We start from the raw sequence: 26,738 nt of genomic DNA on the forward strand, positions 1-26,738 counted from the left end.
GTTCAGATTCGGACCAGGACCTGATCCATGGTTTTGCGGGTCAGGTCGGGGACTACGGCGTGGTCGGCGGGGTAGCCGATGGGGATTACCGCGAAGGCCTTTTCATTGCGGGGGCGGTTGAGGACCTCGGAAAGGAACTTCATGGGGCTGGGGGTGTGGGTGAGGGCGGCCAGGCCGGAGAGGTGCAGGGCGGTGAGGAGCATGCCCACCGCGATGCCTACCGATTCGTCGCCGTAGTAGTGCTTGTAGGTGGTGCCGTCGGGGCGCAGGCCGAAACGCTGCTGGAAGACGACGAGCAGGTACGGGGCCTCGGTGAGGTGCGGCTTGTGCTCGTCGGTGCCGAGGGGGCGCAGGGCCGAGAGCCATTCCTCGCCGAGGCGGCCGTTGTAGGAGATGCGCTCCTCCGCCTCGGCCGCCTCCCGAATCCTGGCGCGCACCTCGGGATCTTCGACCAGGACGAAGGTCCACGGTTGTTGATGGGCTCCCGACGGCGCGGTGTTCGCCACGGCGATGGCGTCGAGCACCAATTGCTCCGGCACCGGATCGGTCGAGAACATCCGCACGGTGCGACGCTCGTCCATCCGCCGACGGAACCCGGCCGACGTGGCCAGTGCTTCCTCGACGGGAATCCGGTTGGGGTGGTAGGGAATCGGCTGATACGGATGCCCGTGCAGCGGTGTCCACGTGGTCATGTTCCGCAGTGTGATCCGCCCGCACCGGACAGGCAACGTTCCCACGAACTTATCGTCCACTCGGCCAGACACTCATCCCGCGTACCCCTGCCGAGACCGCGGCCCATCCGTGCCGTGGTCGGCCACGAATATATGGTGCTTGCCGTTTGCGACCCGACGCCGACACATGGAGGAATGCTATGAGTTCGTTCAGTTTCGATTGGGTGCTGGCCGGCCAGAACGGCGGTGATCCGTTGGCGACCGCGCTGTACGGTCCGCTCTCGCTGGTGCTCAACATCCTCGCCGCGCTGCAGACCGGTGAGATCGTCTGACGCACGGCCGAGCCGCGCCCGTCAGCGCACGGGCAAAGGAGCCTGTGCGGCGTGCGTGATCGTCACCTGTCCGGTGCGCAGATAGGTCAGCACGGCGTCGTCGACGACGGGGTTGCCTCGACCGAAGTTCCCGTGATCCCCACCGTCGACGGTGATGAGTGATCCGTTCAGCGCACGCGACATGGCCGGTCCGCCTTCGTATTTGGTCAGGGCGTCGTGCTTGCTCTGTAGAACCAGGGGCGGGGTGGCGAGTCCGGCACCGCTGATCTTGACCGGTGTGACTACGGGTTTCCATGTCCCGCATGCCATTCCGGAGCGGACCAGGTCGGCCCTTGCGTCCATCGCGTTGCCGCCGGAGGCGATGGTGGCTATCGCCGAGCCGATGACGTCCAGCCGTCCGGGAATGGCGTTCTCATTGCAGGTGATCGCGGCGAAGACGGAACGCCCGGTGGTGTCGGTGGCGGTGGCGCCCTCGATGGTGCGCAGGCGTTGCACGTTCGCCGGGTTGGCGAGCGCGTCGGCCATCGCGCGGGCGAAGGTGGGCCAGTAGGTGCGGGTGTAGGTGGCGACCGAGGTGGCGCCGAGCAGCGGCCCCTGCGTGGTGGCACCGCGGGAGATCAAGGTGCGCAACAGGTTCTGCAGTTTGCCGGTCTGTTCCAGACCGCCGGTGTAGCCGTCGCGGGCGATCTCGGCCAGCGGTTCGGGCAACGAGCCGGGCAGGTCGGCGAGGCTGGCCGGGGGCGGGGTGAGGTTGGCGTACCAGCCGCCGCCCTGGTCGACGGCGAGGCGTACCCAGTTCTGATAGACCTGCAAAGCGGTGTCGCCGAGGTGATACTCGGAACTGTGCTCGGCGATCCAGGCGAACAGATCGTCGAGCCGCTGCTTGCCCGCGATCTGCTGCTGCGCGAACTCCTCGGTCCACACCCAGTCGGGATTGACGTTGGAGTCCAACACCATTCGCTCGACCCGGCCGGGGAACAGCGAGGCATACACCGCGCCGAGGTAGGTGCCGTAGGAGGTACCCAGATAACTGATCCGCTCGAGACCCAGTGCCGCGCGCACCGCGTCCATATCGCGGGCGGTGTTCTCGGTGGTAATGGTGTCGAGGTAACCGGGCAACGCGGCATCGCAGGCCTTCTTGATGGCGTTGCGGTCGCCGCCGCCGAGCGACACCTGCCCGCCGTCCCCGGTCGCACAGTCCAGCGGGGTGGCCCAGCGCAATCCGCGCGGCTGCACCGCGATCCGGTCGTAGTGAGCGGTCAGCTCGGCGGGAAACACGTCGGTCCGCTGGCCCCAGAAGTCCAGCCCGTCCGCGCCGGGCCCACCCGGATTGGCGAAGAGGACGCCGCGCCGATCGCCGGTCGCCGCGATCCGGCTGACGGTCACCTGAATCTTCGGCCCGTCCGGTTCCGCGTAATTCATCGGCACCTCGACGACGGCGCACCGCACGCCGTGACCCTCGGCCACGGAGCCGGCCGGGCAGTCGCCGAAGGACGGCACCGGCGCGGCCGCGGCCGGGCCGGACATGATCGATCCACCGAGCAGGCACGCGGCCATGGCAGCCGCGGCACCGGAGAACAGCCGAACCTTCATCATGTTTCGTACCTCCACGGGCCGCCACCACGCACCCGTGCGCGACCCCGATCATGAGCATTCTGCGCAGGTCGGCAGCGGCAGACAAGTCGAGCGTCCGATTCCGCCGGTCAGGCGGCCGGGCAGCCACGAACGGTCGGGAACCGAGCGACCGCACGGTAGGTGTTGCGGAATGCGCGGATGACGTCGCACGGGAGTAGCGTCGAGCCATGTCGACGGAGGTCCGTATCAACACCGCGCTGGAACGCTTCGAGCTCTATGTCGACGACGCGAACGCCGGGTACGTCGAGTATCAAGACACCCAAGCCGAACGCGCGTTCGTGCACACCGAGATCTACCCCCGTTACGAGGGACAGGGCTACGGCCGGGTACTGGTCGAGGCGGCGTTGAACAGCACCGCCCAGGACAAACTGGGCGCACTGCCCATGTGCCCGATGGTGCACCACTTCATCGAGACCAGGCCCGAATACCTGGTGATGGTGCCGCACTGGGCGCGCGACAGCCTGAATCTGCCTCAGTAAGCGGCGACCGCGCCGTCGAGAGCCCGTTGCAGATCGGCGCGCACCAGCCGCGCGATATCGCCGGGCTTGTTCGGCAATTCGGTGATCGGCACCCCAAAGTAGAAGCTGGCCGCCTTGGCCTCCTCCTTGTTCGGCTGCACCGAAGGGTCCAGGCGCGGCCCGTAACTCAGGCCCATGGACACCAGCACCGGCTGCACACCGAGCTTCATCGCGCGAAACGCGATGTGCCCGATGCCGCTACCGACCGGCTGCACCTGGGTGGGGTCGACCTCGTTGCAGGTGCCCTCCGGGAACACCGCCACCCCGTCGCCGCGCGCGATCCGCTGCGCGCAGATATCCATCATCCGCTGACCGGCCGCGTTGACCGCCCGGATCCCGTGGTCCTTGCCGCGGAACACCGGTATCCCGCCCATCATGTCGATCTTGCGCCGCTGCTCGGGCTCCTCGAACAGCTCGTCTTTGGCCAGCACCCGCACCCGCCCGATCACCGGTCGCAAGGCACTGCGCCACGCCGCCGCCGCGACCGTATACGGATCGTTCTCGGAAAGATGATTGATCGAGATCAACAACGGCCTGCCCTGCCGAATCGCGGCCCGCAAACCGGCGCGCGCGCCCTCCGCATAAGCGACGCGCGGATAGTAGCGGCGGGCCAGAATGGCGTACGCACCCCAGGCTTTCAGCCGATTCTGGCGATGGTCGAGATAGAAGTCGTACACGGTGTCGCTGTTCTCGAGGCGCACCTCGGGCGGTTCCATGACACGGACTCTACGACGCCCGAACTCGCCCGACACCGGCCCCCGACGCAAAATTCCGGGCACCTAACTCGTCTGCGGAAGCGCATATCCCCGCAACAACTGCGATGATGTCCGAGTGGCACGCGCAGACGACCCGGATGATCGGAAAACTCGCGGCGGGCACGGCGACCGTAAGCGGCGCGATTTCCGGCACGGCGAGCAGGTGGTGCGCGCCGGCACGCTGCTGGTGTCGGCGACCGAGCTGGCCGAACCCACCTTTCGGCGCACTGTTGTCTACATCATCGAGCACAACGAGGCGGGCAGCCTCGGCGTCGTGCTGAACCGGCCGAGCGATACGGCCGTGCACGACGTGCTCCCCCGCTGGACAGAGGTGGCGGCCGCGCCGCGCACCCTGTTCATCGGCGGCCCGGTCAAGCGGGACGCGGCACTGTGCCTCGGCACGATGCGCGTCGGCGCGACCATCGACGGCGTTCCCGGCCTGCGCCGGATCGACGGCCGGGTGGTGCTCGTCGACCTGGACGCGGATCCGGAGGAGATCGGCAGGCTGGTCGAGGGCGTCCGGGTGTTCGCCGGATACGCGGGCTGGACCTTCGGGCAGCTCGAGGGCGAGCTGGAGAACGACGACTGGATAGTGCTGTCCGCGTTGCCCTCCGACCCGATCAGCACCGGCCGCGCCGACCTCTGGGCGCACGTCCTGCGCCGCCAGCCCCTGCCCCTTTCGCTGCTGGCAACACACCCGATCGAACTCGAACGAAATTGAGATGTGCGCTCCGATTGAACCGTTCACCCCTGCTGATTCGTGGGATGAGCGGGAGGTGAGCAATGCCCGACAACCGAACCGAGTTGTTGCGGGTCCTGTACGACGAACACGCGGCCGCGCTGTGGCGGTACACGCTCGGTTTGGTGCGCGACCCAGGACGTGCCGAGGACATCGTGCAGGAGACGCTGCTGCGCGCGTGGCAACGTCCGAACGTGTTGGATCAGTCCGACACCTCGGCGCGCGCGTGGTTGTTCACCGTGGCCCGCAATCTCGCCGTGGATGAACATCGCAGCGCCCGCAACCGGCGCGAGTTCCGCACCGACGCACCGCCCGAGCAGGCCACACCCGATCAAGCCGACCGCGCGCTGGACGGCTGGGTGGTCGCCGACGCGTTGGGCAGGCTCAGCCCCGACCACCGCGAGGTGATCGTGCGGGCCTACTATCGGGGCCTTTCCACCCATCAGATCGCCGCGGAGCTCGACATTCCGCCGGGCACGGTGAAATCACGAATGCACTATGGCATGCGGGCACTACGGCTGGCATTACAGGAGATGGGGGTGACGAACCAATGAACGAACTCGCGGATGACTACGCCACGTGGGACGCGCCGTACGTACTCGGCTCCCTGACCCGGACCGAACGCCGGGAGTACGAGGAGCATTTGGCCGGCTGCCCCGCCTGCCGGGCCGCCGTCGCCGAGCTGGCCGGGATGCCTGGCATGCTCGCCATGGTCGATCCGGCGACCGCGCTGGCGCTGCTCGAGCCGCCCGAAGCCGTTGCGGCGGACGCGGGCTCGCCTGCGCCCGAGCCGAGCCCCCCGGTGCCGCAGTTGCTGCCGAGGCTCGCCGCCGCAGCAGAACAGCGCAGGCGACGCAGCCGGTGGGTGTCCGTCGGTGCCGCCGTCGCGGCGGCCGCCGCCGCAGTCGCCATCGCGGTGCCCGTGGTCGCCACCGTCACGTCATCGGACACTCCGAGCACCGAACAGGTTGTCGCCGAACGCAGTATGCAGGCGCTCGAGCCGAGCCCGGTGACGGCGAGTTTCAAGGTCGTGCGGGCCGAGAACCGGACGCGGATCGTGATGAGCTGCAGTTACGGACCGAGTAACCAGCAGTACAACTGGACCTTGAAGCTGTTCGTGCTCGGCACCGACGGCAGCCAGACCGAACTCGATCAGTGGCCTGCCGGCCCAGGCACCGAGCTGACCATCGATCGAACCATCGATAAGGCGCCGGACCAGATCCGAGCCGTGGAGATCCGGCTGGCCTCTACTGGCAAAACGCTGCTGTCCGGCACGGTCTGACGACAGACCGAGCCCCCCGCCGTCTGGCGGGGGCTCGGTACCCCTCATCGTGTCGTCGTACTCACTGGGTCTGACGGCGGAAAATCGAGTTGGCCCAAAAGAATCCGACGGCGGTCAGGCCTGCGCACCAGGCGAGGGCGAGGATGCCGTTGTTTCCGATCTCGCTGCCCATCAGCAGGCCGCGCACGGTCTCGGTGATCGGCGTGAACGGCTGATACTCGGCGAACTGGCGCAGCCCGACGGGCATGGTGTCGGTGCCGACCAGGCCACTGCCGAGGAACGGCAGCATGATGATCGGGAAGACGACGTTGCTCGCGCCCTCCGGGTTCGACGACAGCAGACCCAAGGCTACTGCGAGCCAGTTCAATCCGAAGATGGTGGAGCTGAGCAGAGCGAACGCGGCGATCCATTCGGCCACGTTGGCGTCGGGGCGCCACCCGATGAGCAGGGAGACCGCGGCCATCAACACGATGCCGCCCAGTGCCTGCAGCAGCGCACCGAGCACGTGACCGGTCAGCATCGACGACTGCGTGATGCCCATGGTGCGGAACCGATTGACGATGCCCTTGGAGGTATCGGAGGCGATGGACACCGCGACCGACGCCGTGATGTAGGCCGGGACCATCAGCAGCATGCCGGGCGCGAGGTAGTCGATGTAGTTACCGCCGGAGGACTTTTCGAGCGCACCGCCGAAAACGAACTTGAAGACCAGTAGCAGGACCGTCGGCATCACGACGACCCCGATGCTCATGCTCGGATATCGCTTCGCGTGGGTCAGGTTGCGCCGCAGCATCGTTGCGGAGTCGGCGAGGGCGTAGGACATGGTGCTCATGCGACGGTTTCCTTTTCGGAGGTCGGCTGGCCGGTGAGGGTGAGGAAGACATCGTCGAGGTTGGGCGTGTGCACGGCGAGGCCCTCGACCTCGATCTGTTCGTAGTCGAGCCGATCCAGCAGGGCCCGTAGGGATTTGACGCTGCCGTCGCTCGGCACCGCGAGGGTCAGATCGGCGTCGTCGGCGTCGCCGTCATCGACCAACCGCGCGGCGACACCCAGCGCGGCGGACGCGGCGAACAAGGCGGTGCGGTCGGCGAACTGCAACCGGATATGCCCACCCGGCACCAGCCGCTTCAGTTCCGCCGCAGTGCCTTCCGCGACGATCCGGCCGTGGTCGAGCACGGCGATGCGGTCGGCCAGCTGATCGGCCTCCTCCAGGTACTGCGTGGTGAGGAAGACCGTGACGTTGTAGTCGTCGACCAACCCGCGGATGAGGTCCCAGATGACCCGGCGACTGCGCGGGTCGAGGCCGGTGGTCGGCTCGTCGAGGAAGATGATGCGCGGATCGCCGACCAGGGTCATCGCCAGGTCCAGCCGCCGGGTCATGCCGCCGGAGTAGGTGGACGCGGGCTTGTCGCCCGCCTCGACGAGGTCGAAGCGGGCCAGCAGATCCGCTGCCAGCCTTCTGCTTTCGCGCCGCGGCAGATGCTGCAGGTCGCCCATCAGGATCAGGTTCTCCCGGCCGGTGAGCAGTTCGTCGACCGCGGCGAACTGGCCGGTGACCCCGATGGCGTTACGCACCGCGTCGCGTTCGGACTCGACATCGTGGCCGCCGACCCGGGTCTCGCCCCCGTCTGCGTGGATAAGGGTGCTCAGAATTTGCACGGTGGTGGTCTTGCCCGCACCGTTCGGACCGAGCAGCGAGTAGACCGTGCCCTCGGGGACGGTGATATCGATGCCGTCGAGCACCACGTGCTCGCCGAATGATTTGCGCAGGCCCAGTGCCGAGATGGCGGGTGCGCGATGGCCGTTGACCATGGCGGTCCTTTCGAGACTATGAATTAGTTGATGCGCATGAATGCATGACTGAGTTACACCGCACCCGGTGTCCCGGTGCGGCTCGAGCCGTCAGTGGTTGCTGTTCAGTTGTGGGTAGGTGATCGACTAGATGTCGAGATCCTCGATCTGCGGGCGTTTCGCGATATCGACCACCCGCTCGTACAACTTCTCCGGCAGCTTGTCCCGCAGCTCCTCGACCGAGTCGACGATCTCCAAAATGAAGTCGCCCCAGTCCTGCTCACCGACGCCGAGCATGCGCCGCCAGTTCGTCAGATCCTTGATCCAGTTCTCGGACTGCGGGTAGTCGGCCCAGTTGGAGTAGTGCGCGTGCAGTACGAATTTGCCTTTGCGGCTGCGGAACACCCGGATGTGTTCCATCCGCTCATCGGTGACCTCGTTGGTCTCGAAGAGCAGCGCGCCGGAGAACCGAACCTGCCGGACGCCGTTGTGGCCGACCCGGACGATGACCTCGTCGTACCCTTCTTGTCGACCCTCCTCCAATTCGATGAACCGGCGCAGCGCCGTGGTCACCGCCCCGGAGAGATTGCCGCCAACCAGCTCTTGGGCCCGCTGGAACAGCGGCAGATCGTCATCGGCAACATAGATCGTCTTGTTGGGCATGAGCCAACTATACGTAGATGTATACGTACACGCAAGTGTTCCCGGTAGTGCTGCGGATTTGCCCGTTCCGGGCCCCTTCGCCGGAGCGAGTCACGTCGGTTCGACACGCCCTCGCCGCTCCCCGGTAATTCAGCGTTGAACCGCCCGGCGCCCCGGCTCGTATCACTCCTGTACGCAGAAAGTGATCTCGCGTGTGCCCGGTGCACAGGTGGACACCGCGGGAAGGAGTGCCGATGCCGACCAGGGTCGTCGATTATCTGGTGCAGGCGGTGTCGGCCCTCGGCGTCCGGCACCTCTTCGGGGTGGACGGTGCGAATATCGAGGACCTGTACGACGCCGTCTTCGACGCGCCGTACGACCTCACCGGAGTGATCGCCAAACACGAGTTCGCCGCGGCGACCATGGCCGACGGTTATGCCCGCGCCACCGGCGGACTCGGTGTCGTCGCCGCGACCTCCGGCGGCGGTGCGATGAATCTCGTTGCCGGACTTGCCGAATCATTCGCCTCCCGGGTGCCGGTGCTCGCGCTGGTCGGCCAGCCGCCGACGGCGCACGCGGGCAGCGGTGCCTTTCAGGACACCAGTGGCCAGGCGGGCACCATCGACGCCGCGCGGATGTTCAGCGAGATCAGCCGGTACTGCGCCCGCGTCGAGACCGTCGCCGAGCTGCCGGATCAACTGACCAGGGCGGTCGGCGCCGCCCGGCGCGGCGGCCCTGCCGTGTTGTTGCTGCCCAAGGACGTGCAACAGGCGCGCATGGCTGAGGTCTCGCCGATTCGTCTGCCCGCCAAGGTGTATCGGCGCGACGAGGCCGGCCTGGTTCGGTTGCGTGCCGCGCTGCGGACGGCGCGGCGGACCGGAAAGGTCGTGATCATCGCCGGTGACCAGGTCGCCCGCGACGACGCGCGAGACGAACTAGCTCGCTTGGCCACCGTCTTGGACGCCTCGGTGGGCGTCGCCCCGGACGCCAAGGACACCTACGACAACCACGACCCCGGCTTCTGCGGCGTCGCGGGCAGCATGGGGCATCCTGAACTCGGCGCGGCGATCCGGTCCGCGGCATTGTGCCTGCTCGTCGGCACTCCGATGCCGATGACGACCCGCACCGGACTGGACGAACTACTCACCGGCAGCACCGTGGCCAGCATCGGCGTGACACCGCCGCACCTGCCCGCCGTCCACGCCACCAGCACCGACCTGGCCCGCACCTTGAGCGAACTAGCCGCCGAATTCACCGCTACACCAACGACATTCGAGCGACGCCGGACTACTCCGCTGACGCCCCTGCGCGTCCCGGAATCGACCGGCCCCGGACTGCGCTATCGGCAGCTGGTGGAGACCATCGAGGCGGCGCTCCCCGAGGGCACCGATGTCTTCGCCGACGCAGGCAATACCGGTGCGGCCGTGGTGCATCACCTGCGGGTGCCGCGTGGCGGCCGGTTCGTCGTCGCGCTCGGGATGGGCGGCATGGGTTACGCGTTCGGCGCGGGTATCGGCTCCGCGTTCGCCCGCGGCGCCGGACACCGCACCGTGGTCGTGGCCGGCGACGGCGCGTTCTTCATGCACGGCATGGAGATTCACACCGCGATCGAGCACGAGTTGCCGATCACCTTCATCGTGCTCAACAACAACGCCCACGCCATGTGCGTGGCCAGGGAGCGGCTGTACTACCGAGACCGCTACTCCTTCAACAGATTCCGGGCCGCACACCTCGGCGCGGGCGTCGACGCCATGTTCCCCGGCCTGACCACCCGCTCGGTGCGCAGCTCCGCCGAGTTGGCCGCGGCTCTGCCGCAGTGCCTGTACACCCCCGGGCCGTCGTTTCTCTCGATCGACGTGGACCCGGACGAGATTCCGCCGTTCCTGCCGTTCTTGACCGCCATCGAACACATCCAGGAGTAAGCAATGACCACCAGTGCCCTGCCAGCACTCAGCGATATTCCCGACGACGACGCACCGCCCGGTGTCCTGCGTATCGAGAACTCCGACAAGGACGCGACCACGCCGATCATCATGGACATGCTGCGGTCGGTGTACCCGCACGACCAGGTCTTCGGCGAATACTGCCCGGTGCAGGCCTATATCGCCGCACCGCCGCGCGAGGTGTACGAGTACCTGGCCGACACCCGTTCCCTGGAGGAGTGGACCTACAGCCTGCGGGGGTTCGTCCCGACCGGGGAGCCGGGCCTGTGGCTGGCCTACGACCGGCTCGGCGACGAGACCGAGATCTTCACCAGGACCGTAGCGCATCCCGAGGCGATGACCGTCGACTACCACTGTGCCTGGGACCAGTCACAACACCTGTGGATGATCTACCTGCTGCGGGTCGTCGACGCGCAGGCGGTCTTCAACAAGCCGGGTTCGGTGGTGCTGTGGGTCAATTGCAAGCACCCGTTCTACGACGAGAACCCCTATCCGGAGACCGCGCCGCCGAAGCGGCCGGTCTGGGTCGGCGACTTCTGGGACATGTTCTCCGCGGGCCATCAGCTGGAGATGGACAACCTCAAGGCGATCTGCGAGTACCGGGCAGCGCGCGGCCTGCCCATCAAACCCGACTGGATGAAGTGAGATTCGCATGATCCCCACCAACCCGGATGCCCCGGGACTGCCCGCGGTCAGCCTGGTCGACGTCGCCAGCTACCTGCCGGGAGAACCGGTCGGCACCGAGTACTTCACGCAGTTCTCCCGCTCGGACCGGATGGCCAAGAACGTGATGTTCCGCTCGCCCAAGGCCCGCCACCACGTGGACCGGGACGAGACGGCGGTCGACATGGTCGAGCGCGCCGTCGCGCCGTTGATCGAACGCCATGGCGCACAGTTCATCTCGGAGATCGACGTGCTGATCACGCACACCCAGCTGCCGACCAACCCGGTGATGGGGTGCGGGCCCGAGGTCGCCAGGCGGCTCGGCGCCCGCCCCTACTTCGTCTACGACGTGCACAACGGCGGCTGTGCCGCCTTCGTGCACATGATGTCGATCGCCCGAATGGTGTTGCAGACCACCAGCGCCCGTACCGCGCTGATCGCGGCGACACAGAACTGCGCGGGACCGGTGTTCACCCAACCCGATATCCGCAAGCTCGCCCAGGCACCCGTGCCCGGCGACGGCTGCGGGGTGGGCCTGCTGGTCAAGGACGACAGCGCGCCGATCCTCGACATCGAGTGCCGCACCTACCCCGAATTCGCCGGGGACATGGAGTTTTCCACCAACGGCGACCGCAAGTACTGGGAGCCGGGCGAGGGCCAGGGCTGCGTCAGCTTCAGCGAATCCAAGATCACCAAGGTGTTCGCGCGCGGCAACCGGCTGGTGCCGGAAGTGGCGCTGGCGGTGTGCGATCGGATCGGGGTGAAGGGTCGCGACATCGACACGTTCGTCACCAATCAACCGAACCGGCTCTTCCTGCGGAACTGGCACGACGCGCTCGAGCTGCCCGCCGAACGGCATCCGGACACTTTCGACCAGTGCGGAAACCTGTTCGCGGCGGGCATTCCGGTGACCCTGGACATGGAGAACCGGGCGGGCAGGCTGCGCAACGGGTCGGTGGTGCTGATGTCGGCGTTCGCGCACGCGGGCGACTTCGCGGGCGCCGCCGCCATCCGGTGGGGCGCGGCGCGATGAGCCCGCACCTCGTCGCGGAGACCACGCCGTCGCGGCGGCCCGGCAGCTCTTCGGCGGCGACCGAGTTCGACCTGACGTTGAGCGAGAACCCGTTCCCGCCGTTGCCCTCGGTGCTGCGTGCGGTGAACAGTGCGCTGGCCCAGGCCAATCGGTATCCGGAGTTCCTACCGCAACAGCTACCGACGTTGATCGCGCGACACCTGGGTGTGCATTCGGATCAGGTTGTGGTCGGCTCTGGTGCGACCGGGGTGGCGCTGCAGATCATGCAGTCGTTGACCACGCCCGGTGCCGGGATGATCTATGCGACACCGACATTCGACGGCTACCCGATCATGGCCGAGATGGCAGGACTGGCGACGATCGCGGTGCCGTTGGATTCGGCGGGCGATCAGGATCTACCCGCGATGGCCAGGGCGATCGATAAACGCACCGGACTGGTGGCGGTATGCCGGCCACACAATCCCACGGGCACGGTGGCCTCGGCGCGCGAGTTGACGGCGTTCTTGGGCGAGGTGCCCGCGCGGGTGCCGGTGATCCTGGACGAGGCCTACGTCGAGTTCCTCGGTGCGGCCGAGTACATCGACCCGCTCATGCTCTTGCGCCGCCATCCCAATCTGCTTGTGCTGCGCACCTTCTCGAAAGCGTACGGCCTGGCCGGGCTGCGCATCGGCTACGCCTTCGGCAGGCGCGAGTTGGTGGCCCGGGTGCGCAAGCTGCAGTTGCCGTTCGGGATGAGCGCGGCGGCGGTGGCGGCGGTCTCCGCGTCCTACGCGGCCGAGCCCGAGCTCGCGGCGCGGACCATGCGGATCACCGCCGAGCGGGACGCACTGCGTGACGCGCTACGGCGCTGCGGGATCGCGGTGCCCCGCAGTCACGCGAACTTCCTGTACCTGCCCGGGCCCGGCGTGGCCACCGCGCTGCGGCGGGCAGGCATCGCCGCCAAGGCGTATCCGGATGGCAGCGCGCGCATCGCGACCGGCGATCCGGTAGCGGCACAAGCCGTGCTGCGGGCGCTCGAGACGCTACGCAAGTAGCCCGCGCGTCAGTGGGCCACTGCCGCGTCGGGCTCCTCCGCCTGCTTGGCCCAGCGTTGGGCCAAGGCGGCGCAGGTGATCAGCTGGATCTGGTGGAACATCATCAGCGGCAGCACGATCAGCCCGACCGGCTGGCTCGCGAAAAGCACCGTAGCCATGGGTAATCCGGTGGCGAGGCTCTTTTTGGAGCCACAGAACACGATCACGATCCGGTCCGCGCGCGCGAAGCCGAAGACCTTGCCGATCAGCATTGTGACGGCGATGACGAGCGCGAGCAGCACGCAGCACACCCCCGCCAGCGCGAGGATCCGCCACGGCGAGAGCATGTGCCAGATGCCCTCCACCATGCCCGCGCTGAACGCGCTGTAGACGACGAGCAGGATCGAGCCGCGGTCCACCAGCTTCGTCGGCTCGGCGTACCGGCTGAGCCAGCGGTGCACCTTGGGCCGGATCAGCTGGCCGATGAAGAAGGGCACCAGCAGCTGCAGCACGATGTCGCCGATCGAGGAGAAGTCGACGCTGGCCTGGCCCGTGGTGTTCATCAACAGGATGACCAGCAGCGGGGTGACGAAGACACCCAACAGGTTCGACGCCGTCGCGCTCACGATCGCGCCGGGCACATTGCCCTTCGCGATCGAGGTGAACGCGATCGAGGACTGCACGGTGGACGGCACCAGGCACAGGAACAGCAGCCCGGTGTACAGATCGTCGGTCAGCACGCCGGGCACCAGCAGGTGCGCCGCCAGCCCGAGCAGCGGGAAGAGGACGAAGGTGCTGGCCAGCACGACCACGTGCAGCCGCCAATGGGTGAGCCCCGCCAACGCCTCCTTCGGCGAGAGGCGAGTGCCGTAGAGCAGGAAGAGCAATGCGATGGCAATCTTCGTCAGCACGCCGACTACGTCGGCAGCGGTCCCCCGGGCGGGAAAAACGCTGGCCAGGGCAACCGTAGCGAGGATCGACAGGATGAAACCGTCGATATAGAACTTGCTGAGGAATCGCACAACACACGCTAACGCCGAGACCGGGCTCGCATCGAACCGAGAAGTACGTATTTCGTCACAACATGGGATGTTTGCGCATACTAGAAAAATACGAACGTTCGTCCGTACACTTGCCGAAAGCGGTACGAACGAAGGAACGACGATGAAGATCCGCCGACTGGGCTGGGCAGGTGTGGAACTCGAATTCGATGGCTGCACACTGGTGATCGACGCCGTGCAAGACAGCGAGCTGCTGCGTGACGCACTGCCGGACGGCACATTGACCACTCCGCGACCTGCGAACGCCGCGCTGGTGACTCACCTGCACCTCGACCACGCCGACCCATCCGGGCTGCGGCGCATCCTGGCGGCCGACGCGATCGTGCTGCGTCCCGAGCCGATGGTGGGCTCCGGCGACGATCTCACGTGGACCGCGGCGGCCGAAAAGGGCTTCGCCGCATACGATCTGCCGACCCGGGTGATGGCAGAGTGGACGACCACCACCATCGGCCCGTTCGAGGTGACCGCGGTACCCGCCGTCGACGGACTCGGCGATCCACAGGTGAACTGGGTCGTCGGCGCGGGCGGGCACCGGATCTTCCACGGCGGCGACACGCTCTTCCACGGCATGTGGTGGCTCATCGCCCGCCGCTGCGGTCCGTTCGACGTCGCGTTCCTACCGATAAACGGCGCGGCGGTGAACTTTCCACACCTGCAGCCGGCCAGTCCGTTGCCCGCGGTGCTCACGCCGCAACAGGCGGTGCTGGCGGGACATCTGCTCGGCGCGCGCACCATTGTCCCGATCCACTTCGGCCTCGACCGTCCGCCGTACTACGTGGAGGTCGACGACTCGCTGACCGAGTTTCAGTCCGCCGCAGCCGATCTCGGCGTGCACACCACCGTGCTGGCACCGGGGGAAACGCGCGAGCTCTGCGCGATGGTGACGAACCGGAGCTGATAGGCCGGCGCGACGAAGGGGCGGCGAGCATGCCTGGCCGCGGTGGATCCCCGGCTATCGGCGTCGGCGGCGCAACAACTTTCGGCCGCGAGCGGCGGGGACGCCATTGACCGCGATGCCCGCGTACGCGGCGAAAGCCGTTGCGTCCGAGGCGGTCGACGTCTTGGGCTTGTCCGCGGCCCACGCGACGAAGCGGGCGGTGAAGTCCGCACCGCAGGCGTGCGCCAGCAACGGGAAACGGCGCGCGACCTCACCTGCGCGCTTGCGCAGCAACGCCCGTGCCGCCGCGGCGACGGCTGCGGAATCGAAACCATCCGGTACCGGACTCCCGGCCACCAGTGCCCGAACCAGCGCCGCCTGCCGCTCGGCGAGGAGATCCGTGTCGGCCTGCCGATTCATGTGCGCGCCATCCGTGCGCGTCCGGTGACCACCGGTCGGTGCGCGGCCGCGGCGATCGCATCGAGTTCGTCGAGCAGCTCGGCGGCGGGCGGATAGTTGCCGTCGCGTTCCAGCATCAACGGCACCGGATGAATGTCGGTGAAAGCACCCACCAGAGCGAGGACTTCGGCAGGAATCGGATCGGTGTGCGTGTCGTGGTAGCGGCCGTCGGATTCGTGCCCGCCGGCCACGTGACAGTAGGCGACGCGATCCGTCGGCAGCCGCAGTAATTCGGCGCCGGGATCGCGGGCACGGTTGCGGGCGTTCGCGTAAACGTTGGCGATGTCGAGCAGCAGGTATACCCCGGTCCGGTCGACCAGCTCGGCGAGGAACTCCGACTCGGTGTACTCGTCGTCGGGCCAGTCGAACAGTGCCGCGATGTTCTCCACCGCCAGCGGCACGTCGAGCACCGCCTGGGTGCGGGAAATGTTGCGCGCCAACACTTCCAGTGCCGCCCTGGAACGGGGCACCGGAAGTAGATGGCCTGCTTCGACACCACCCGCCCGCACAAAGGCAATATGCTCACTCACCAGCGGCGCATCGAGCGCTTCGGCGCACGCGGCGAGATGCTCGATGCGGCGCTCGTGCACCGGCTCGGCGCCACCGAGCGACAACGAAATGCCGTGCGGCACAATCGCGGTCCCGGCCAGGCGCAATTCCATCAGTTCGGCGGGGATGGTGAGCTCCTGGCTGCCGAGCAGCCGCCGACGGACCGGCAGCGACTCCGCGATCACCTCGGCGAACCCGAGTCCATCCAGCTCACCCATCACGCCACAGATCTCCGGCCGCCAGCCGATCCCGAAGGCGCCGTCGGGCAGGGGTCCGCTCATCCGCGGCTCCGGCCCGTGCCGTGATCAGCCGCCACAGCCGCCGCCACCACCCCCGCAGCCGCCGCCTCCGCCACCGCCGTCACCGCCGCTGCTACCGCCGTCACCGCTCGACGAGCTCGGTGGCTCGACGGCGCTCGCGAGGCCGGGGTCCAGCGACATCAGCGCGGCGCCACCGAAGATCGCCGCGGCAAGCGCGGCGCTCTCGGCGCCGTAGGTGGCGTAGGCAGGCGAATTGGACGGCCGCAGATGCGCGTTGCTGCCGGTGGCGTTCTTGCGGGCCAGCCTGCCGAACGGGGTCAGCCGTGGCTTGGCAACCAAGAAGAAGTAGCAGAACGCCTGCACCACCAGGGCGAGCACGAGGTACCCGACCGGGTTGTCGTTCAGCACCCCTGCGACCAACCGCACCACGCCGACCGCGCCGACGATCAATACCGGCAGCCCCGCGTCCCACAGGCTGCGCCGGAACGCCGCGTCGGGAAAGTAACCGCGCTTGATCATCGAGTCGCGCAACGGACCGAGCGCCGCCGCCGAGCCCGCGGTCAGCGCGGCCACCGTCGGCTTCGCCCCGGCGGCGATCCGCTCGTAGATCGACCGCGTGAACGGATCCAGGTGCCTGCGGTCCTCGGCGGTCAACGGCCGCGCGGGCGCCGCGGCGGAGTCGATGAGGTCGTGGCTGCGCAGCCGGGCCAGCGCGGTCAGCACCGCCCTGCGGTCATCGAACAGCATGGCGACCTCGGGTAGCGACAGCTCCGTGCCCGGCCGCTCGATGCCGCGGGTGTCGACGGCGCCGTGGGTCACCCGCAGCCGCATCCACACTCCGAGCAGCACCGCGATGGCCACGCACGGCCAGTACAACGCCATGAAATCCGGTCCGGAGATCCCCCAGGTATCGCCCGCGGCCATCAGGTCCAACACAGTCATCTCTACCCCGAAAATCACGCCGGTACTGCAACGTCCCAAGTATGGACCGCCGGTAACGATGCCGACAGGGTTGGACCCGAAACGTAACTCGTCCATCCGTCGCCATGACGGCGCTCCGGCAAGCCCGATGGATCGCTGGGGATGATTCGATGGTGTGGTGACGCGACGCGAGTATCAGGTGAACGCCGCACCCGCACGGGGCACCGCGAGCCGCGTGTTGTTCCGCCGCACCCTCGGCAGGCGCGAGCTCGTGCTGCGCCAGACGATCATCGAGCCGGGCGGCAGCAGCGGCTGGCACTATCACGACGGCACCTTGTTCGTGCTGGTCACCAAGGGCGTTCTCGATCACCCCGGCGCGGACTGCGCGCCGGTGACATATCGCCGCGGCCGGGTCTTCCGCGAACCGAGCGGCCCACGCTATCCCCACGTCGCACGCAATCGCGGAACGGTCGCCGTCGAACTCTGCGTGCTCTACCTCAACCCGGTCGGCAGTCCGCTGTCCCGCAGCGTGCCCGCACCGGACTGTGCCGACTAGCGAGTACCGACCAGCGGGTCAGGTCGCGGGCTGGCAGGCGTCGCGCAGCGAACAAGCGCCGCAGGCACTGCCGCAGCCGCCGACCTCGGCGGGCGGAGCGATGGCGGCGGCCGTCGCGGCCGCGGCGTTGGCGCCCGCGCCGAGGGTGAACAGGGCGACGATGGCCGCGCCCACGCCGACGAGCAGCGCGACCAGGCCGCTCGCGGCGAGCGCGACGAGACCACCGGCGAACAGCAGCGCCCCGGCCGCCAGCGAGGTGGGGGCGGCGACCCGATTCGCGATGCGGAAGGTCTCGTCGTCGGACAACGCGGCCTCGGTGTGCACTCCGACGAAGCGGTTGCGCGGCAGCTTGCCGATCAGCCCGAGTGCGCCGGTTGCGCCTGCCACGAGGGCAAGCACGAACAAGACGAGAGCGACGACGAACACCCATGCAGGCTAGCGCATCGGTGCCATCGGCCCGCCGGGCGCTCCCCCGCAACCGACTAGCACTCGATAGTCCACCACCCCGGACGAGCGCTTTCCACACTGCGTCGCAGCAGGTTGCCGACGTAGCAACCAAACGCATTGTTGGGTCCGCTCGGATGGGAACGACAACTCGCGAGTAACGCGAAGGCGGTGCGGCGCAGTCGCATACCGACGGGCGGGTAACTTCGTTCCCGGCGCGGAAGCGGACGCGCCGAAGGAGTCCGCACAGCCCGATTTTCAGTACTGCGGTCCGCACGTTCTACCCTGATAGACGAAGTTTGTCGGGGATCGGCGATCACAAGAAGGCAGGACCGTGCAGGACACTCGTGCAACCGATAGCGATGTACCCGAGCATCGGTACAACGCCGAGCTTGCCGGCCGCATCGAACAGCGGTGGCAGCGGACTTGGGCGGAGCGTGGCACCTTCCACGCGCCGAACCCGGTCGGCCCACTCGCGGGTGACACCCCGGCCGACAAGCTGTTCATCCAGGACATGTTCCCGTACCCCTCGGGTGCGGGCCTGCACGTCGGGCATCCACTCGGCTACATCGCCACCGACGTCTTCGCGCGCTACCACCGGATGCACGGGCGCAATGTGCTGCACGCCCTCGGCTTCGACGCCTTCGGCCTGCCCGCCGAGCAGTACGCGGTGCAGACCGGCGCGCACCCGCGGGTGACCACCGAGTCGAATATCGCCAACATGCAGCGCCAGCTCGGCAGGCTCGGTCTCGGCCACGACAGCAGGCGCTCGTTCGCGACGACCGATCCGGAGTACTACCGCTGGACCCAGTGGATCTTCCTGCGCATCTACAACTCCTGGTACGACCAGGAGCTGAACCGGGCGTGCCCGATCGCCGAGCTGGCCGACCAGTTCGCCAGCGGCGCACGGCCGGTCCCGGACGGGAAGTCCTGGGCCGAGCTGAGCACCGCCGAGCGCGGCGCGCTGCTCGACTCCTATCGCCTGGTGTACCTGACCGATTCGATGGTCAACTGGTGCCCCGGCCTGGGCACGGTGCTGTCCAACGAGGAGGTCACCGCCGACGGGCGCAGCGAGCGCGGCAACTTCCCGGTGTTCCGTAAGCGTTTGTGGCAGTGGATGATGCGGATCACCGCCTACGCCGACCGGCTGATCGACGACCTGGACCACCTGGACTGGTCGGATCAGGTGAAAGCCATGCAGCGCAACTGGATCGGGCGTTCGCGCGGCGCGCAGGTGAAGTTCGACGTGGCGGGCGAGCAGATCGAGGTCTTCACCACCCGCCCCGACACCCTGTTCGGCGCGACCTACGTCGTGCTGGCGCCCGAACACGAGCTGGTCGACAAGCTGACCGCGGCGGACTGGCCCGCGGGCACCGATCCGCGGTGGACCAACGGCAACGCCGCAAGTCCCGCGGAAGCCGTTGCGGCCTACCGCAAGTCGATCGCCGCCAAGTCGGATCTGGAACGGCAGGAGAACAAGGAGAAGACCGGCGTCTTCCTCGGCGTCCACGCCACCAACCCGGCCAACGGCGCGGCCGTTCCCGTCTTCGTCGCCGACTACGTGCTGAGCGGCTACGGCACCGGCGCGATCATGGCCGTGCCCGGTCACGACCAGCGCGACTGGGAGTTCGCCACCGCGCTCGGCCTGCCGATCGTGCAGGTGATCACCGGCGGCGATGTCACCGAGGCCGCCTACTCCGGCGACGGCGAGCTGGTGAACTCCGGCTACCTCGACGGCCTGTCCGTCGAGGACGCCAAGGCGACCATCATCGCCAGGCTGGAGACCGAGGGTCACGGCAACGGCACCATCCAGTACAAGCTGCGCGACTGGCTGTTCGCGCGGCAGCGCTACTGGGGCGAGCCGTTCCCGATCGTCTTCGACGAGGACGACCGGCCGCACGCGTTGCCGGAATCGATGCTGCCGGTGCAGCTTCCGGAGCTCGACGATTTCGCGCCGGTCACCTTCGACCCGAACGACGCCGACTCCCAGCCGTCCCCGCCGCTGGCCAAGGCCACCGACTGGGTCAACGTCGAGCTGGACCTCGGCGACGGGCTCAAGAAGTACCGCCGCGACACCAACGTCATGCCGAACTGGGCGGGCAGCTCCTGGTATCAGCTGCGCTACGCCGATCCGACCAACGCCGAGGCGTTCTGTGCCAAGGAGAACGAGCAGTACTGGCTCGGCCCGCGCCCGGCCGAGCACGGCCAGGACGACCCTGGCGGCGTCGACCTCTACATCGGCGGCATGGAGCACGCGGTGCTGCATCTGCTGTACGCGCGGTTCTGGCAGAAGGTGCTGTTCGATCTGGGTGACGTCAGCGGCAGCGAGCCGTACCGGAAGCTGTTCAACCAGGGCTACATCCAGGCCTACGCTTACACCGACGAGCGCGGCGCGTACGTGCCCGCCGCCGAGATCGTCGAGCGGGACGGCAAGTTCTACTGGACCGATGCCACCGGCACCGAGATCGAGGTGTTCCAGGAGTACGGCAAGATCGGCAAGTCGCTGAAGAACGCGGTCTCGCCGGACGAGATGTACGACCTGTACGGCGCGGACACCTTCCGCTTCTACGAGATGTCGATGGGTCCGCTGGACAGCTCGCGACCGTGGGCGACCAAGGACGTCGTCGGCGCGCACCGGTTCCTGCAGCGGGTGTGGCGACTGGTGGTGGACGAGGAGACCGGCGCGGTGCGCGTCGCCGACACCGCCCCGTCGGCGGAGACTTTGCGGCTGCTGCACAAGACGATCGCCGGGGTCGACGAGGACTATGCCGCGCTGCGCGACAACACCGCGGGCGCCAAGCTGATCGAGCTGACCAACCACCTCACCAAGACCTACCCCGATGGCGCACCGCGCTCGGTGGTGGAGTCGCTGGTGCTGATGCTCGCGCCGCTGTCACCGCACATCGCCGAGGAACTGTGGGATCGCCTGGGCCACACCACCTCCCTGGCCCACGGGCCGTTCCCGGTGGCCGATCCGGCGCTGCTCGTCGAGGAGTCGGTCGAGTACCCGATTCAGGTGAACGGCAAGGTGCGCAGCCGGATTCAAGTGCCCGCGGACGCGGACAACGCGGCCATCGAGGCGGCCGCGCTGGCCGACGAGAAGATCGCCGCGCTGTTGAACGGTGCGGCGCCGCGCAAGCTGATCGTCGTCCCCGGCCGCTTGATCAACATCGTCGCGTAAGCAGCGGACGGAACCTCGTCATCCGGCGAGGTTCCGTCTTCGACACCCAGCGTTCGACACCCAGCGCACTCCGTTAGCTCGACACGGGTCGCAGCACGATCTCGGTCGGGTGCCCGTCCCGCGATGTCTCGACCGCGTTGCGCACCGCACCCGCGACCGTCTCGGCGCGCAGGAACTGCTCCGGCCGGTACTCGCGGCCCTCGTGCGCGATGATCTCGCGCTGCATGTCGGTGTCGATGCGGCCGGGGTGAATCGAGGTCACCCGCAGCGACGGCTCCTCCAGCCGCAGCGCGTCGGCGAAGGCGCGCAGCCCGAACTTGCTCGCGGCATAGGACGCCCAACCCGCGTTCGCGCGCAGCCCGGCGCCCGAATTGATCAGCAGCACATGGCCGTCCGCCGCCCGCAGCGCGGGCAGCAGCACCCTGGTCAGCTCGACCACCGCGATCAGGTTGGCCTCCAACGTGTTTCGCCACTGATCCACGGTCGACTCGGCGATCGTGCCGAGATCCTGGACGCCCGCGTTGTGCACGAGCACGTCCAGCCGCCGGATCGGCGCGGCCGCCGACGCCACCGCCGCATAGTCGGTCAGCTCGACCGGCCAGCCGGTCGCCTCGGGGATCTCCTTCAGGATGTCGCGCAGCGCGTCGGCGGACCTGGCGCCGAGCAGCAGTTCGTGCGACGGCGCGAGCTCGCGGGCGATCGCGGCGCCGAGCCCACGGCTGGCGCCGGTGATCAGCGCGGTCGGCTTCGGAGAGCTGGTCACGGCGTAGGTCATGCGCCCCACCGTAATGGCTCGGCAAAACCGAGCGATGCACGCATACATCGAGAGCCGAATCTCGAGCAGCGAATTACGGACGGGGCAATCGAGGGTGATAACCGCCGAGCACGAACCGCCCGCCGACGGGTGGGACCAGGCCGAGTCGGACACCGCCGAACGGGCGTACTTACGGGTGGCACCGCAGAATAGGGGGATGTCACACCCGGGTTTCACCCCGACACAGCTCGCGGCCCGCGCCGCCTACCTGCTGCGCGGTAACGACCTGGGCACCATGACCAGCGCGGCGCCGCGGCTGTATCCGCACATGTGGAGCTGGGATGCCGCCTTCGTCGCGGTCGGGCTCGCGCCGCTGAGCGTGGAACGCGCGGTCATCGAGCTGGACACGCTGCTCTCGGCGCAGTGGCACAACGGCATGATCCCGCACATCGTCTTCGCCAACGGTGTCGACGGCTATTTCCCCGGTCCGTCCCGGTGGGAGTGCCGCAAGCTGGCCGCGAACGCACCCGACGGCCCGGACACCTCGGGCATCACCCAGCCGCCGGTGCACGCGATCGCGGTGCAGCGCATCCTCGACCATTCCCGCAGGCACGGCCGCAGCACCCGTGCGGTCGCCGAGGAGTTCCTGAACCGCCGCTGGCCGGACCTGGTGCGCTGGCACCGCTGGCTGGCCCATGCCCGTGACCCCAAGGACACCGGCCGGATCACGCTGTATCACGGCTGGGAATCCGGCATGGACAACTCGCCGCGCTGGGACCGGGCCTACGACAACGTGGTCCCCGGCGATCTGCCGCCGTACCACCGTGAGGACGTGCTGGTGGTCGCCGATCCGACGCAGCGCCCGAGCGACCGCGAATACGACCGCTACCTGTGGCTGGTCGAGCAGATGCGCCGGGCGGGGTACGACGATTACCAGCTGTCCTCGACGATGAGCTTCGCGGTCGAGGATGTGTTCGTCACCGGCATCTTCGCGCTGGCCTGCGAGGTGCTCGCCGATATCGGCGAGGAGTACAAGCAGCCGCACGCCGACGTGCGCGAGTTGTCCGCGTGGGCCGACCGCTTCCGGGCTGGCGTTGTCGCGACCACCGATGCCCGCACCGGCGCGGCAAGGGACTTCGACGTGCGGTTGCAGCGCTGGATCGGCACCGAGACGCTGTCGATGTTCGCTCCGCTGCTGTGCGGCGGGCTGCCGCGCGACACCGAACGCGCCCTGCTGCGCACGTTCGAGGGGCCGCGGTTCTGCGGGCATCCGGATCTGCGCTACGCGCTGCCGCCGTCGACCTCGCCGGTGTCGCGCGACTTCCGTTCGCGTGAGTACTGGCGTGGCCCGGTGTGGCCGGTGATGAGCTGGCTGTTCTCCTGGGTGTTCGCCCGGCGCGGCTGGGCCGAGCGCTCGTTCATGCTGCGCGCCGAGGGTCTGCGCCAAGCCAGCGACGGCAGCTTCGCCGAGTACTACGAGCCGTTCACCGGGGAGCCGCTCGGCAGCATGCAGCAGTCGTGGACGGCGGCTTCGGTGCTCGACTGGCTCGGCTGAGTACGGGAAACCGGGAGTTTGCGGGCGGTCGGCGAGCTGTTCAAGTAAACGTTGCGCAACTACCCCTTCCGTAACACTGGTCACAAGTAGATCAAATAGCTATCGTCGAACGCCATGGACACCCCTCGTTGGAGCTCGGCCATCCGTCGTCGCGGCACGGCCCTGTCCCTCATCGCGCTATCCGGCATCCTCACGGCTACCTTGTCCGGGACCGCGGCGGCCGCGCCGACCGGTCCGGACGTCTCGTCCTGGCAGCACATCGACGGCAGGCTGATCGACTGGTTCGCGGTGAAACGCGCCGGGCACGACTTCGCCATGGTCAAGGCCACCGAGGGTATGAGCTATATCAATCCCTACTTCGTGCCGGACAGCCTGCTGATGCGGGCCGCGGGCGTCGCGCGCGGGACCTACCACTACGCCAGGCCGAACCTGCCGCCGGAACCGCAGGCCGCGCTCTACGCCACGGTGGTGCTCGGCCAGAACGGCGCACTGGATCTGCCGCCGGTCCTCGATCTGGAGACCACCGGTGGGCTGGCACCCGCCGCGCTGATCGACTGGACCCGCCGCTACCTGAACACGGTGCAGGCGCTGACCGGACGGACCCCGATCGTCTACACGTATCCGAACTTCTGGCGCACGGCGATGGCCGACACCGACGAGTTCACCCGGTACCCGCTGTGGATCGCCGACTATCGCGGCAACGAAGCACCCGAGGTGCCGGGTGGCTGGCCGACCTGGACGTTCTGGCAGACCACCGACAGCGGCGGCATCGACGGCATCACCGGCCGCACCGACTTGAACGTATACAGCGGCGCGCAAGGCGATTTCGCGCGCTTCGCCAACATGTAGCGACCGCCGAGACCACGAAACCGCCACTCCCGCAGGTAGGTTCAGTGGCGGCTTCGTGGGGAAGGGCGCGACGTTACGCGCCGATCCGGCCGCCGTTCTTCTTCCAGACGACCGCGACCGAGGCGCGCGGCTGCGCGGTGCCACCATCGGGCCAGTGCGACAACGGGTTCTCCGGCGTCGCGTCGTCGGCCTCACCGGGGTGCTGCACACACACCAGGACGCGCGACTCGGTGACCACCGGGCCACACGTCTCGGCGCCGCGCGGCACGGTCAGGAACTGTTTGGTCGCACCACGATTCGGGCCGTCGAGCACCACCGAGAACAGGCCGTCGTTGGACTTGAGGGCATTGCCGTCGGTGGAGATCCACAGGTTGCCGTAGGGATCGAAGGCCAGATTGTCGGGGCAGGAGATCGGGCTCACCTTGGACTTGTCGAAGCCGGCGAAGTAGGTGTCGGCGGCGTTCGGATCGCCGCAGACCAGCAGCAGCGACCAGGTGAACGTCGTGCCCGTGTGGTCGTCGTCGAGCTCGAGGACCTGGCCGTTCTTGTTCAGGTTGCGCGGGTTCGCCTCGTCCGGGCCCTGCTTGCCGTCCTTGCCGCGGTTGTCATTGTTGGTCAGCGCCACATACACCTTGCCGGTGTACGGGTTGGCCTCGAAGTCCTCCGGGCGGTCCATCTTGGTGGCGCCGACCTTGTCCGCGGCCAGCCGGGTGAACACCGCGACCTCCGCCGCGCTCATGCCGTCGACCAGCGACTTACCCTTGCCGTCCGCGCCGGTCTCCAGCAGCGGAATCCACTGGCCGGTACCGGTGAAGCCCTGGTCCGATGGCTTGGCGCCGGTGCCGTCGATCTTGTCGGCGTGGTCGCCGGTCAGCTTGGCCACGTACAGCGTGCCCGCGTCCAGGATGGTCAGGTTGTGCCGCATGCTCGACGCACCGCCGCCCGACTGCACCTTGCGCGTGGACACGAATTTGTACATGTAGTCGAACTTTTCGTCGTCACCGGTGTAGGAGACGACCTCACCGCTCTTGGTGACGTAGATGCTGGCGCCCTCGTGCTTGAGCCTGCCCATCGCGGTGTGCTTGATCGGCGTCGAGGTGGGGTCCCACGGGTCGATCTCGACGACATAGCCGAATCGGTTGGCCTCGTTGGGTTCCTGCGCGAGATCGAAGCGCTTGTCGGTGCGCTCCCAGCCGTTGGGCGTCTTGCCCGCGGTGAAGCCGTATCGCTTGAGCCGGGCCGCTGCGGTGGCTTCGCTGGCCTTGTCGCCGTTGGCGAAGTAGCCGTTGAAGTTCTCCTCACCGGAAAGCACGGTGCCCCAGGGGGTTACGCCGCCCGCGCAGTTGGCGATGGTGCCGAGCACCTTGGTGCCGGTCGGATCCGCGGCGGTCTTGACCAGGTCGCTGCCCGCGGCAGGACCGGTGAGCTGGAACTCGGTGGTCGCGGTGATCCTGCGGTTGTACTTGCCGAAGGCGGGGACCAGCTTGCCTGTGCCCGGCTCGCCGCGCACCTCGACGACGCTCAGGCCGTGCGCCGCCTGGGTGATCGCGATCTGCTCGTCGGTCGGCGCTTCCTTGTCGTAGCCGCGGAACATGTGCGGGCCCGTGGTGTATTCGTGGTTGACCACGAGCAGGAAGGCATGGGGCTGCCCCTCGATCGGCAGCAGCGCGGCGAAGTCGTTGTTGTAACCGAACTGCTTGGCCTGCGCGGCGGCCGACTGCTTGTCGAAGTCGAAGGCGGGCGCGTCGGCGAAGATCGGGTCGCCCCAGCGGATCACGACGGACTGGTCGTAGCCGTCCGGGATCACGATGGCGTCCTCTTTGTTCGGCGCGACGGCGGCGAACTCGGTACCCGTGCCTGGCGGACCACTCGGTGACGGCGACGCGGAGCCCGCCTTATCGACATCATCCCCGCAAGCAGCGAGCACACTGCCCGCGCCGACCGCGAGCACGGCCGCCGCGCCACCCTTGATCAGTCCGCGCCGATTCAGCGAACTGACGATATCGCCGAAGTACGCACCACCCGAGGTGTTGGGCACCTCGTGGAAACAGGCGTTCGCGCATTTGTATTCGCAGGTCACCGCTGCTCGTGCGGATTGCCCGTCGTGCTTCACGAAGAGGGCGAGGGGGATCAGGCTCACGGCCGAACCGTAAACGACCCGGACAATCCGGAAACGACGTAAAGGTGAACAGCTGACCAATTAGGGAACCCTCAGTTGTGCTGGCAACCACTCCGCACACACGAATGCCGCGCTG

The 26,738-nt window shown here is 67.9% G+C and carries 27 protein-coding genes; 14 read left to right on the plus strand and 13 right to left on the minus strand.

Annotated features, from left to right (window positions below; all coding sequences use genetic code 11):
- Positions 1-2 precede the first annotated feature (2 nt).
- Positions 3-692: a nitroreductase family protein gene (locus ACIHA7_RS24425; protein WP_397293291.1), complete on the minus strand. Its 690-nt coding sequence runs from the start codon at positions 690-692 to the stop codon at positions 3-5.
- Between the two features lie 179 nt (positions 693-871).
- On the opposite strand from ACIHA7_RS24425, the gene ACIHA7_RS24430 reads away from it, so the two are divergent.
- Positions 872-1,003 carry a hypothetical protein gene (locus ACIHA7_RS24430; protein ID WP_397293292.1) on the plus strand — a complete coding sequence of 44 codons (132 nt, stop codon included), beginning with the start codon at positions 872-874 and terminating at the stop codon, positions 1,001-1,003.
- Positions 1,004-1,024: 21 nt separating this feature from the next.
- Here the strand turns inward: ACIHA7_RS24430 and ACIHA7_RS24435 are convergent, their stop codons facing one another.
- Positions 1,025-2,599, minus strand: coding sequence for an alpha/beta hydrolase (locus ACIHA7_RS24435; protein ID WP_397293293.1), 1,575 nt, complete (start codon positions 2,597-2,599; stop codon positions 1,025-1,027).
- A 206-nt stretch (positions 2,600-2,805) separates the two neighbouring features.
- On the opposite strand from ACIHA7_RS24435, the gene ACIHA7_RS24440 reads away from it, so the two are divergent.
- Positions 2,806-3,117 carry a GNAT family N-acetyltransferase gene (locus ACIHA7_RS24440; protein ID WP_107653326.1) on the plus strand — a complete coding sequence of 104 codons (312 nt, stop codon included), beginning with the start codon at positions 2,806-2,808 and terminating at the stop codon, positions 3,115-3,117.
- Here ACIHA7_RS24440 and ACIHA7_RS24445 read toward each other — a convergent pair.
- Entirely contained in the window at positions 3,111-3,872 is a 762-nt protein-coding gene (locus tag ACIHA7_RS24445) for a lysophospholipid acyltransferase family protein (RefSeq protein WP_397293294.1), read from the minus strand. The two genes, ACIHA7_RS24440 and ACIHA7_RS24445, sit on opposite strands and share 7 nt — an antisense overlap.
- A gap of 115 nt (positions 3,873-3,987) precedes the next feature.
- Between ACIHA7_RS24445 and ACIHA7_RS24450 the strand changes: the two genes are divergently transcribed.
- From ACIHA7_RS24450 to ACIHA7_RS24460, 3 genes are all read left to right on the plus strand, one after another.
- Positions 3,988-4,632 carry a YqgE/AlgH family protein gene (locus ACIHA7_RS24450; protein ID WP_397293295.1) on the plus strand — a complete coding sequence of 215 codons (645 nt, stop codon included), beginning with the start codon at positions 3,988-3,990 and terminating at the stop codon, positions 4,630-4,632.
- A gap of 62 nt (positions 4,633-4,694) precedes the next feature.
- The gene (locus tag ACIHA7_RS24455) at positions 4,695-5,204 is read left to right on the plus strand and encodes a sigma-70 family RNA polymerase sigma factor (protein ID WP_107653329.1); all 510 of its coding nucleotides are present in this window, start codon (positions 4,695-4,697) and stop codon (positions 5,202-5,204) included.
- Positions 5,201-5,932: an anti-sigma factor family protein gene (locus tag ACIHA7_RS24460; protein WP_397293296.1), complete on the plus strand. Its 732-nt coding sequence runs from the start codon at positions 5,201-5,203 to the stop codon at positions 5,930-5,932. The genes ACIHA7_RS24455 and ACIHA7_RS24460 overlap by 4 nt, the downstream gene beginning before the upstream one ends.
- 61 nt (positions 5,933-5,993) lie before the next feature.
- On the opposite strand, the gene ACIHA7_RS24465 is transcribed toward ACIHA7_RS24460, so the two are convergent.
- The 3 genes from ACIHA7_RS24465 to ACIHA7_RS24475 all read right to left on the minus strand — a co-directional run bounded on the left by ACIHA7_RS24465 (position 5,994) and on the right by ACIHA7_RS24475 (position 8,386).
- The gene (locus ACIHA7_RS24465) at positions 5,994-6,764 is read right to left on the minus strand and encodes an ABC transporter permease (RefSeq protein WP_397293297.1); all 771 of its coding nucleotides are present in this window, start codon (positions 6,762-6,764) and stop codon (positions 5,994-5,996) included.
- Positions 6,761-7,744: an ATP-binding cassette domain-containing protein gene (locus ACIHA7_RS24470; RefSeq protein WP_397293298.1), complete on the minus strand. Its 984-nt coding sequence runs from the start codon at positions 7,742-7,744 to the stop codon at positions 6,761-6,763. Before ACIHA7_RS24470 ends, ACIHA7_RS24465 begins: the two co-directional genes overlap by 4 nt.
- A gap of 126 nt (positions 7,745-7,870) precedes the next feature.
- A complete protein-coding gene (locus ACIHA7_RS24475; protein WP_397293299.1) occupies positions 7,871-8,386 on the minus strand; it encodes an EXLDI protein in 516 nt (171 codons plus the stop codon).
- Between the two features lie 233 nt (positions 8,387-8,619).
- On the opposite strand from ACIHA7_RS24475, the gene ACIHA7_RS24480 reads away from it, so the two are divergent.
- The 4 genes from ACIHA7_RS24480 to ACIHA7_RS24495 are packed head-to-tail and all read left to right on the plus strand — an operon-like array spanning position 8,620 to position 13,038.
- Positions 8,620-10,287: a thiamine pyrophosphate-binding protein gene (locus ACIHA7_RS24480; RefSeq protein WP_397293300.1), complete on the plus strand. Its 1,668-nt coding sequence runs from the start codon at positions 8,620-8,622 to the stop codon at positions 10,285-10,287.
- A gap of 3 nt (positions 10,288-10,290) precedes the next feature.
- Entirely contained in the window at positions 10,291-10,953 is a 663-nt protein-coding gene (locus ACIHA7_RS24485; RefSeq protein ID WP_397293301.1) for an SRPBCC family protein, read from the plus strand.
- 7 nt (positions 10,954-10,960) lie between these two features.
- Positions 10,961-12,004 carry a 3-oxoacyl-ACP synthase III family protein gene (locus tag ACIHA7_RS24490; protein ID WP_397293302.1) on the plus strand — a complete coding sequence of 348 codons (1,044 nt, stop codon included), beginning with the start codon at positions 10,961-10,963 and terminating at the stop codon, positions 12,002-12,004.
- Positions 12,001-13,038, plus strand: a complete 1,038-nt coding sequence (locus tag ACIHA7_RS24495; protein WP_397293303.1) for an aminotransferase class I/II-fold pyridoxal phosphate-dependent enzyme — start codon at positions 12,001-12,003, stop codon at positions 13,036-13,038. The genes ACIHA7_RS24490 and ACIHA7_RS24495 overlap by 4 nt, the downstream gene beginning before the upstream one ends.
- Before the next feature lie 8 nt (positions 13,039-13,046).
- Here ACIHA7_RS24495 and ACIHA7_RS24500 read toward each other — a convergent pair whose 3' ends face one another.
- The gene (locus tag ACIHA7_RS24500; RefSeq protein WP_397293304.1) at positions 13,047-14,039 is read right to left on the minus strand and encodes a bile acid:sodium symporter family protein; all 993 of its coding nucleotides are present in this window, start codon (positions 14,037-14,039) and stop codon (positions 13,047-13,049) included.
- 142 nt (positions 14,040-14,181) lie between these two features.
- On the opposite strand from ACIHA7_RS24500, the gene ACIHA7_RS24505 reads away from it, so the two are divergent.
- Complete coding sequence (locus ACIHA7_RS24505) at positions 14,182-14,976, plus strand: MBL fold metallo-hydrolase (RefSeq protein ID WP_397293305.1); 795 nt, start codon at positions 14,182-14,184, stop codon at positions 14,974-14,976.
- Between the two features lie 54 nt (positions 14,977-15,030).
- Here the strand turns inward: ACIHA7_RS24505 and ACIHA7_RS24510 are convergent, their stop codons facing one another.
- Genes ACIHA7_RS24510 through ACIHA7_RS24520 form a run of 3 tightly spaced genes read right to left on the minus strand, consistent with a single transcriptional unit; the run spans position 15,031 to position 17,165 of the window.
- On the minus strand, positions 15,031-15,375 hold the full coding sequence (locus ACIHA7_RS24510; RefSeq protein WP_397293306.1) for a hypothetical protein: 345 nt from the start codon (positions 15,373-15,375) through the stop codon (positions 15,031-15,033).
- Positions 15,372-16,244 carry a DUF692 domain-containing protein gene (locus tag ACIHA7_RS24515; protein ID WP_397293307.1) on the minus strand — a complete coding sequence of 291 codons (873 nt, stop codon included), beginning with the start codon at positions 16,242-16,244 and terminating at the stop codon, positions 15,372-15,374. The genes ACIHA7_RS24510 and ACIHA7_RS24515 overlap by 4 nt, the downstream gene beginning before the upstream one ends.
- A 24-nt stretch (positions 16,245-16,268) precedes the next feature.
- Complete coding sequence (locus ACIHA7_RS24520; RefSeq protein ID WP_397293308.1) at positions 16,269-17,165, minus strand: TIGR04222 domain-containing membrane protein; 897 nt, start codon at positions 17,163-17,165, stop codon at positions 16,269-16,271.
- 157 nt (positions 17,166-17,322) lie between these two features.
- Between ACIHA7_RS24520 and ACIHA7_RS24525 the strand changes: the two genes are divergently transcribed.
- Positions 17,323-17,700: a cupin domain-containing protein gene (locus tag ACIHA7_RS24525; protein ID WP_397293309.1), complete on the plus strand. Its 378-nt coding sequence runs from the start codon at positions 17,323-17,325 to the stop codon at positions 17,698-17,700.
- 18 nt (positions 17,701-17,718) lie between these two features.
- Here ACIHA7_RS24525 and ACIHA7_RS24530 read toward each other — a convergent pair whose 3' ends face one another.
- Positions 17,719-18,126, minus strand: a complete 408-nt coding sequence (locus tag ACIHA7_RS24530; RefSeq protein ID WP_397293310.1) for an SdpI family protein — start codon at positions 18,124-18,126, stop codon at positions 17,719-17,721.
- Positions 18,127-18,478: 352 nt separating this feature from the next.
- On the opposite strand from ACIHA7_RS24530, the gene leuS reads away from it, so the two are divergent.
- Positions 18,479-21,325 carry a leucine--tRNA ligase gene (gene leuS, locus ACIHA7_RS24535; RefSeq protein ID WP_397293311.1) on the plus strand — a complete coding sequence of 949 codons (2,847 nt, stop codon included), beginning with the start codon at positions 18,479-18,481 and terminating at the stop codon, positions 21,323-21,325.
- A 73-nt stretch (positions 21,326-21,398) separates the two neighbouring features.
- Here the strand turns inward: leuS and ACIHA7_RS24540 are convergent, their stop codons facing one another.
- On the minus strand, positions 21,399-22,100 hold the full coding sequence (locus tag ACIHA7_RS24540; RefSeq protein ID WP_397293312.1) for an SDR family oxidoreductase: 702 nt from the start codon (positions 22,098-22,100) through the stop codon (positions 21,399-21,401).
- 196 nt (positions 22,101-22,296) lie between these two features.
- On the opposite strand from ACIHA7_RS24540, the gene ACIHA7_RS24545 reads away from it, so the two are divergent.
- Together ACIHA7_RS24545 and ACIHA7_RS24550 are read left to right on the plus strand one after the other, a co-directional pair.
- Positions 22,297-23,634, plus strand: coding sequence for an MGH1-like glycoside hydrolase domain-containing protein (locus ACIHA7_RS24545; protein ID WP_397293313.1), 1,338 nt, complete (start codon positions 22,297-22,299; stop codon positions 23,632-23,634).
- Between the two features lie 114 nt (positions 23,635-23,748).
- Positions 23,749-24,483: a glycoside hydrolase family 25 protein gene (locus ACIHA7_RS24550; protein WP_397293314.1), complete on the plus strand. Its 735-nt coding sequence runs from the start codon at positions 23,749-23,751 to the stop codon at positions 24,481-24,483.
- Positions 24,484-24,556: 73 nt separating this feature from the next.
- Here ACIHA7_RS24550 and ACIHA7_RS24555 read toward each other — a convergent pair whose 3' ends face one another.
- Positions 24,557-26,623: a PhoX family protein gene (locus tag ACIHA7_RS24555; RefSeq protein ID WP_397293315.1), complete on the minus strand. Its 2,067-nt coding sequence runs from the start codon at positions 26,621-26,623 to the stop codon at positions 24,557-24,559.
- Between the last annotated feature and the right edge of the window lie 115 nt (positions 26,624-26,738).

Origin of the sequence: Nocardia sp. NPDC052316 (assembly GCF_044547795.1) — a bacterium.
Classification (GTDB): Bacteria; Actinomycetota; Actinomycetes; order Mycobacteriales; family Mycobacteriaceae; genus Nocardia.

Coding starts and splice junctions, on each gene's coding strand:
- ACIHA7_RS24485 (WP_397293301.1), top strand. CDS start 10,291: ATGACCACCAGTGCCCTGCCAGCACTCAGCGATATTCCCGACGACGAC.
- ACIHA7_RS24430 (WP_397293292.1), top strand. CDS start 872: ATGAGTTCGTTCAGTTTCGATTGGGTGCTGGCCGGCCAGAACGGCGGT.
- ACIHA7_RS24475 (WP_397293299.1), bottom strand. CDS start 8,386: ATGCCCAACAAGACGATCTATGTTGCCGATGACGATCTGCCGCTGTTC.
- ACIHA7_RS24445 (WP_397293294.1), bottom strand. CDS start 3,872: ATGGAACCGCCCGAGGTGCGCCTCGAGAACAGCGACACCGTGTACGAC.
- ACIHA7_RS24515 (WP_397293307.1), bottom strand. CDS start 16,244: ATGAGCGGACCCCTGCCCGACGGCGCCTTCGGGATCGGCTGGCGGCCG.
- ACIHA7_RS24495 (WP_397293303.1), top strand. CDS start 12,001: ATGAGCCCGCACCTCGTCGCGGAGACCACGCCGTCGCGGCGGCCCGGC.
- ACIHA7_RS24545 (WP_397293313.1), top strand. CDS start 22,297: ATGTCACACCCGGGTTTCACCCCGACACAGCTCGCGGCCCGCGCCGCC.
- ACIHA7_RS24435 (WP_397293293.1), bottom strand. CDS start 2,599: ATGATGAAGGTTCGGCTGTTCTCCGGTGCCGCGGCTGCCATGGCCGCG.
- ACIHA7_RS24550 (WP_397293314.1), top strand. CDS start 23,749: ATGGACACCCCTCGTTGGAGCTCGGCCATCCGTCGTCGCGGCACGGCC.
- ACIHA7_RS24520 (WP_397293308.1), bottom strand. CDS start 17,165: ATGACTGTGTTGGACCTGATGGCCGCGGGCGATACCTGGGGGATCTCC.
- ACIHA7_RS24510 (WP_397293306.1), bottom strand. CDS start 15,375: ATGAATCGGCAGGCCGACACGGATCTCCTCGCCGAGCGGCAGGCGGCG.
- ACIHA7_RS24465 (WP_397293297.1), bottom strand. CDS start 6,764: ATGAGCACCATGTCCTACGCCCTCGCCGACTCCGCAACGATGCTGCGG.
- ACIHA7_RS24440 (WP_107653326.1), top strand. CDS start 2,806: ATGTCGACGGAGGTCCGTATCAACACCGCGCTGGAACGCTTCGAGCTC.
- ACIHA7_RS24480 (WP_397293300.1), top strand. CDS start 8,620: ATGCCGACCAGGGTCGTCGATTATCTGGTGCAGGCGGTGTCGGCCCTC.
- ACIHA7_RS24460 (WP_397293296.1), top strand. CDS start 5,201: ATGAACGAACTCGCGGATGACTACGCCACGTGGGACGCGCCGTACGTA.
- ACIHA7_RS24540 (WP_397293312.1), bottom strand. CDS start 22,100: ATGACCTACGCCGTGACCAGCTCTCCGAAGCCGACCGCGCTGATCACC.
- ACIHA7_RS24470 (WP_397293298.1), bottom strand. CDS start 7,744: ATGGTCAACGGCCATCGCGCACCCGCCATCTCGGCACTGGGCCTGCGC.
- ACIHA7_RS24425 (WP_397293291.1), bottom strand. CDS start 692: ATGACCACGTGGACACCGCTGCACGGGCATCCGTATCAGCCGATTCCC.
- ACIHA7_RS24490 (WP_397293302.1), top strand. CDS start 10,961: ATGATCCCCACCAACCCGGATGCCCCGGGACTGCCCGCGGTCAGCCTG.
- ACIHA7_RS24455 (WP_107653329.1), top strand. CDS start 4,695: ATGCCCGACAACCGAACCGAGTTGTTGCGGGTCCTGTACGACGAACAC.
- ACIHA7_RS24505 (WP_397293305.1), top strand. CDS start 14,182: ATGAAGATCCGCCGACTGGGCTGGGCAGGTGTGGAACTCGAATTCGAT.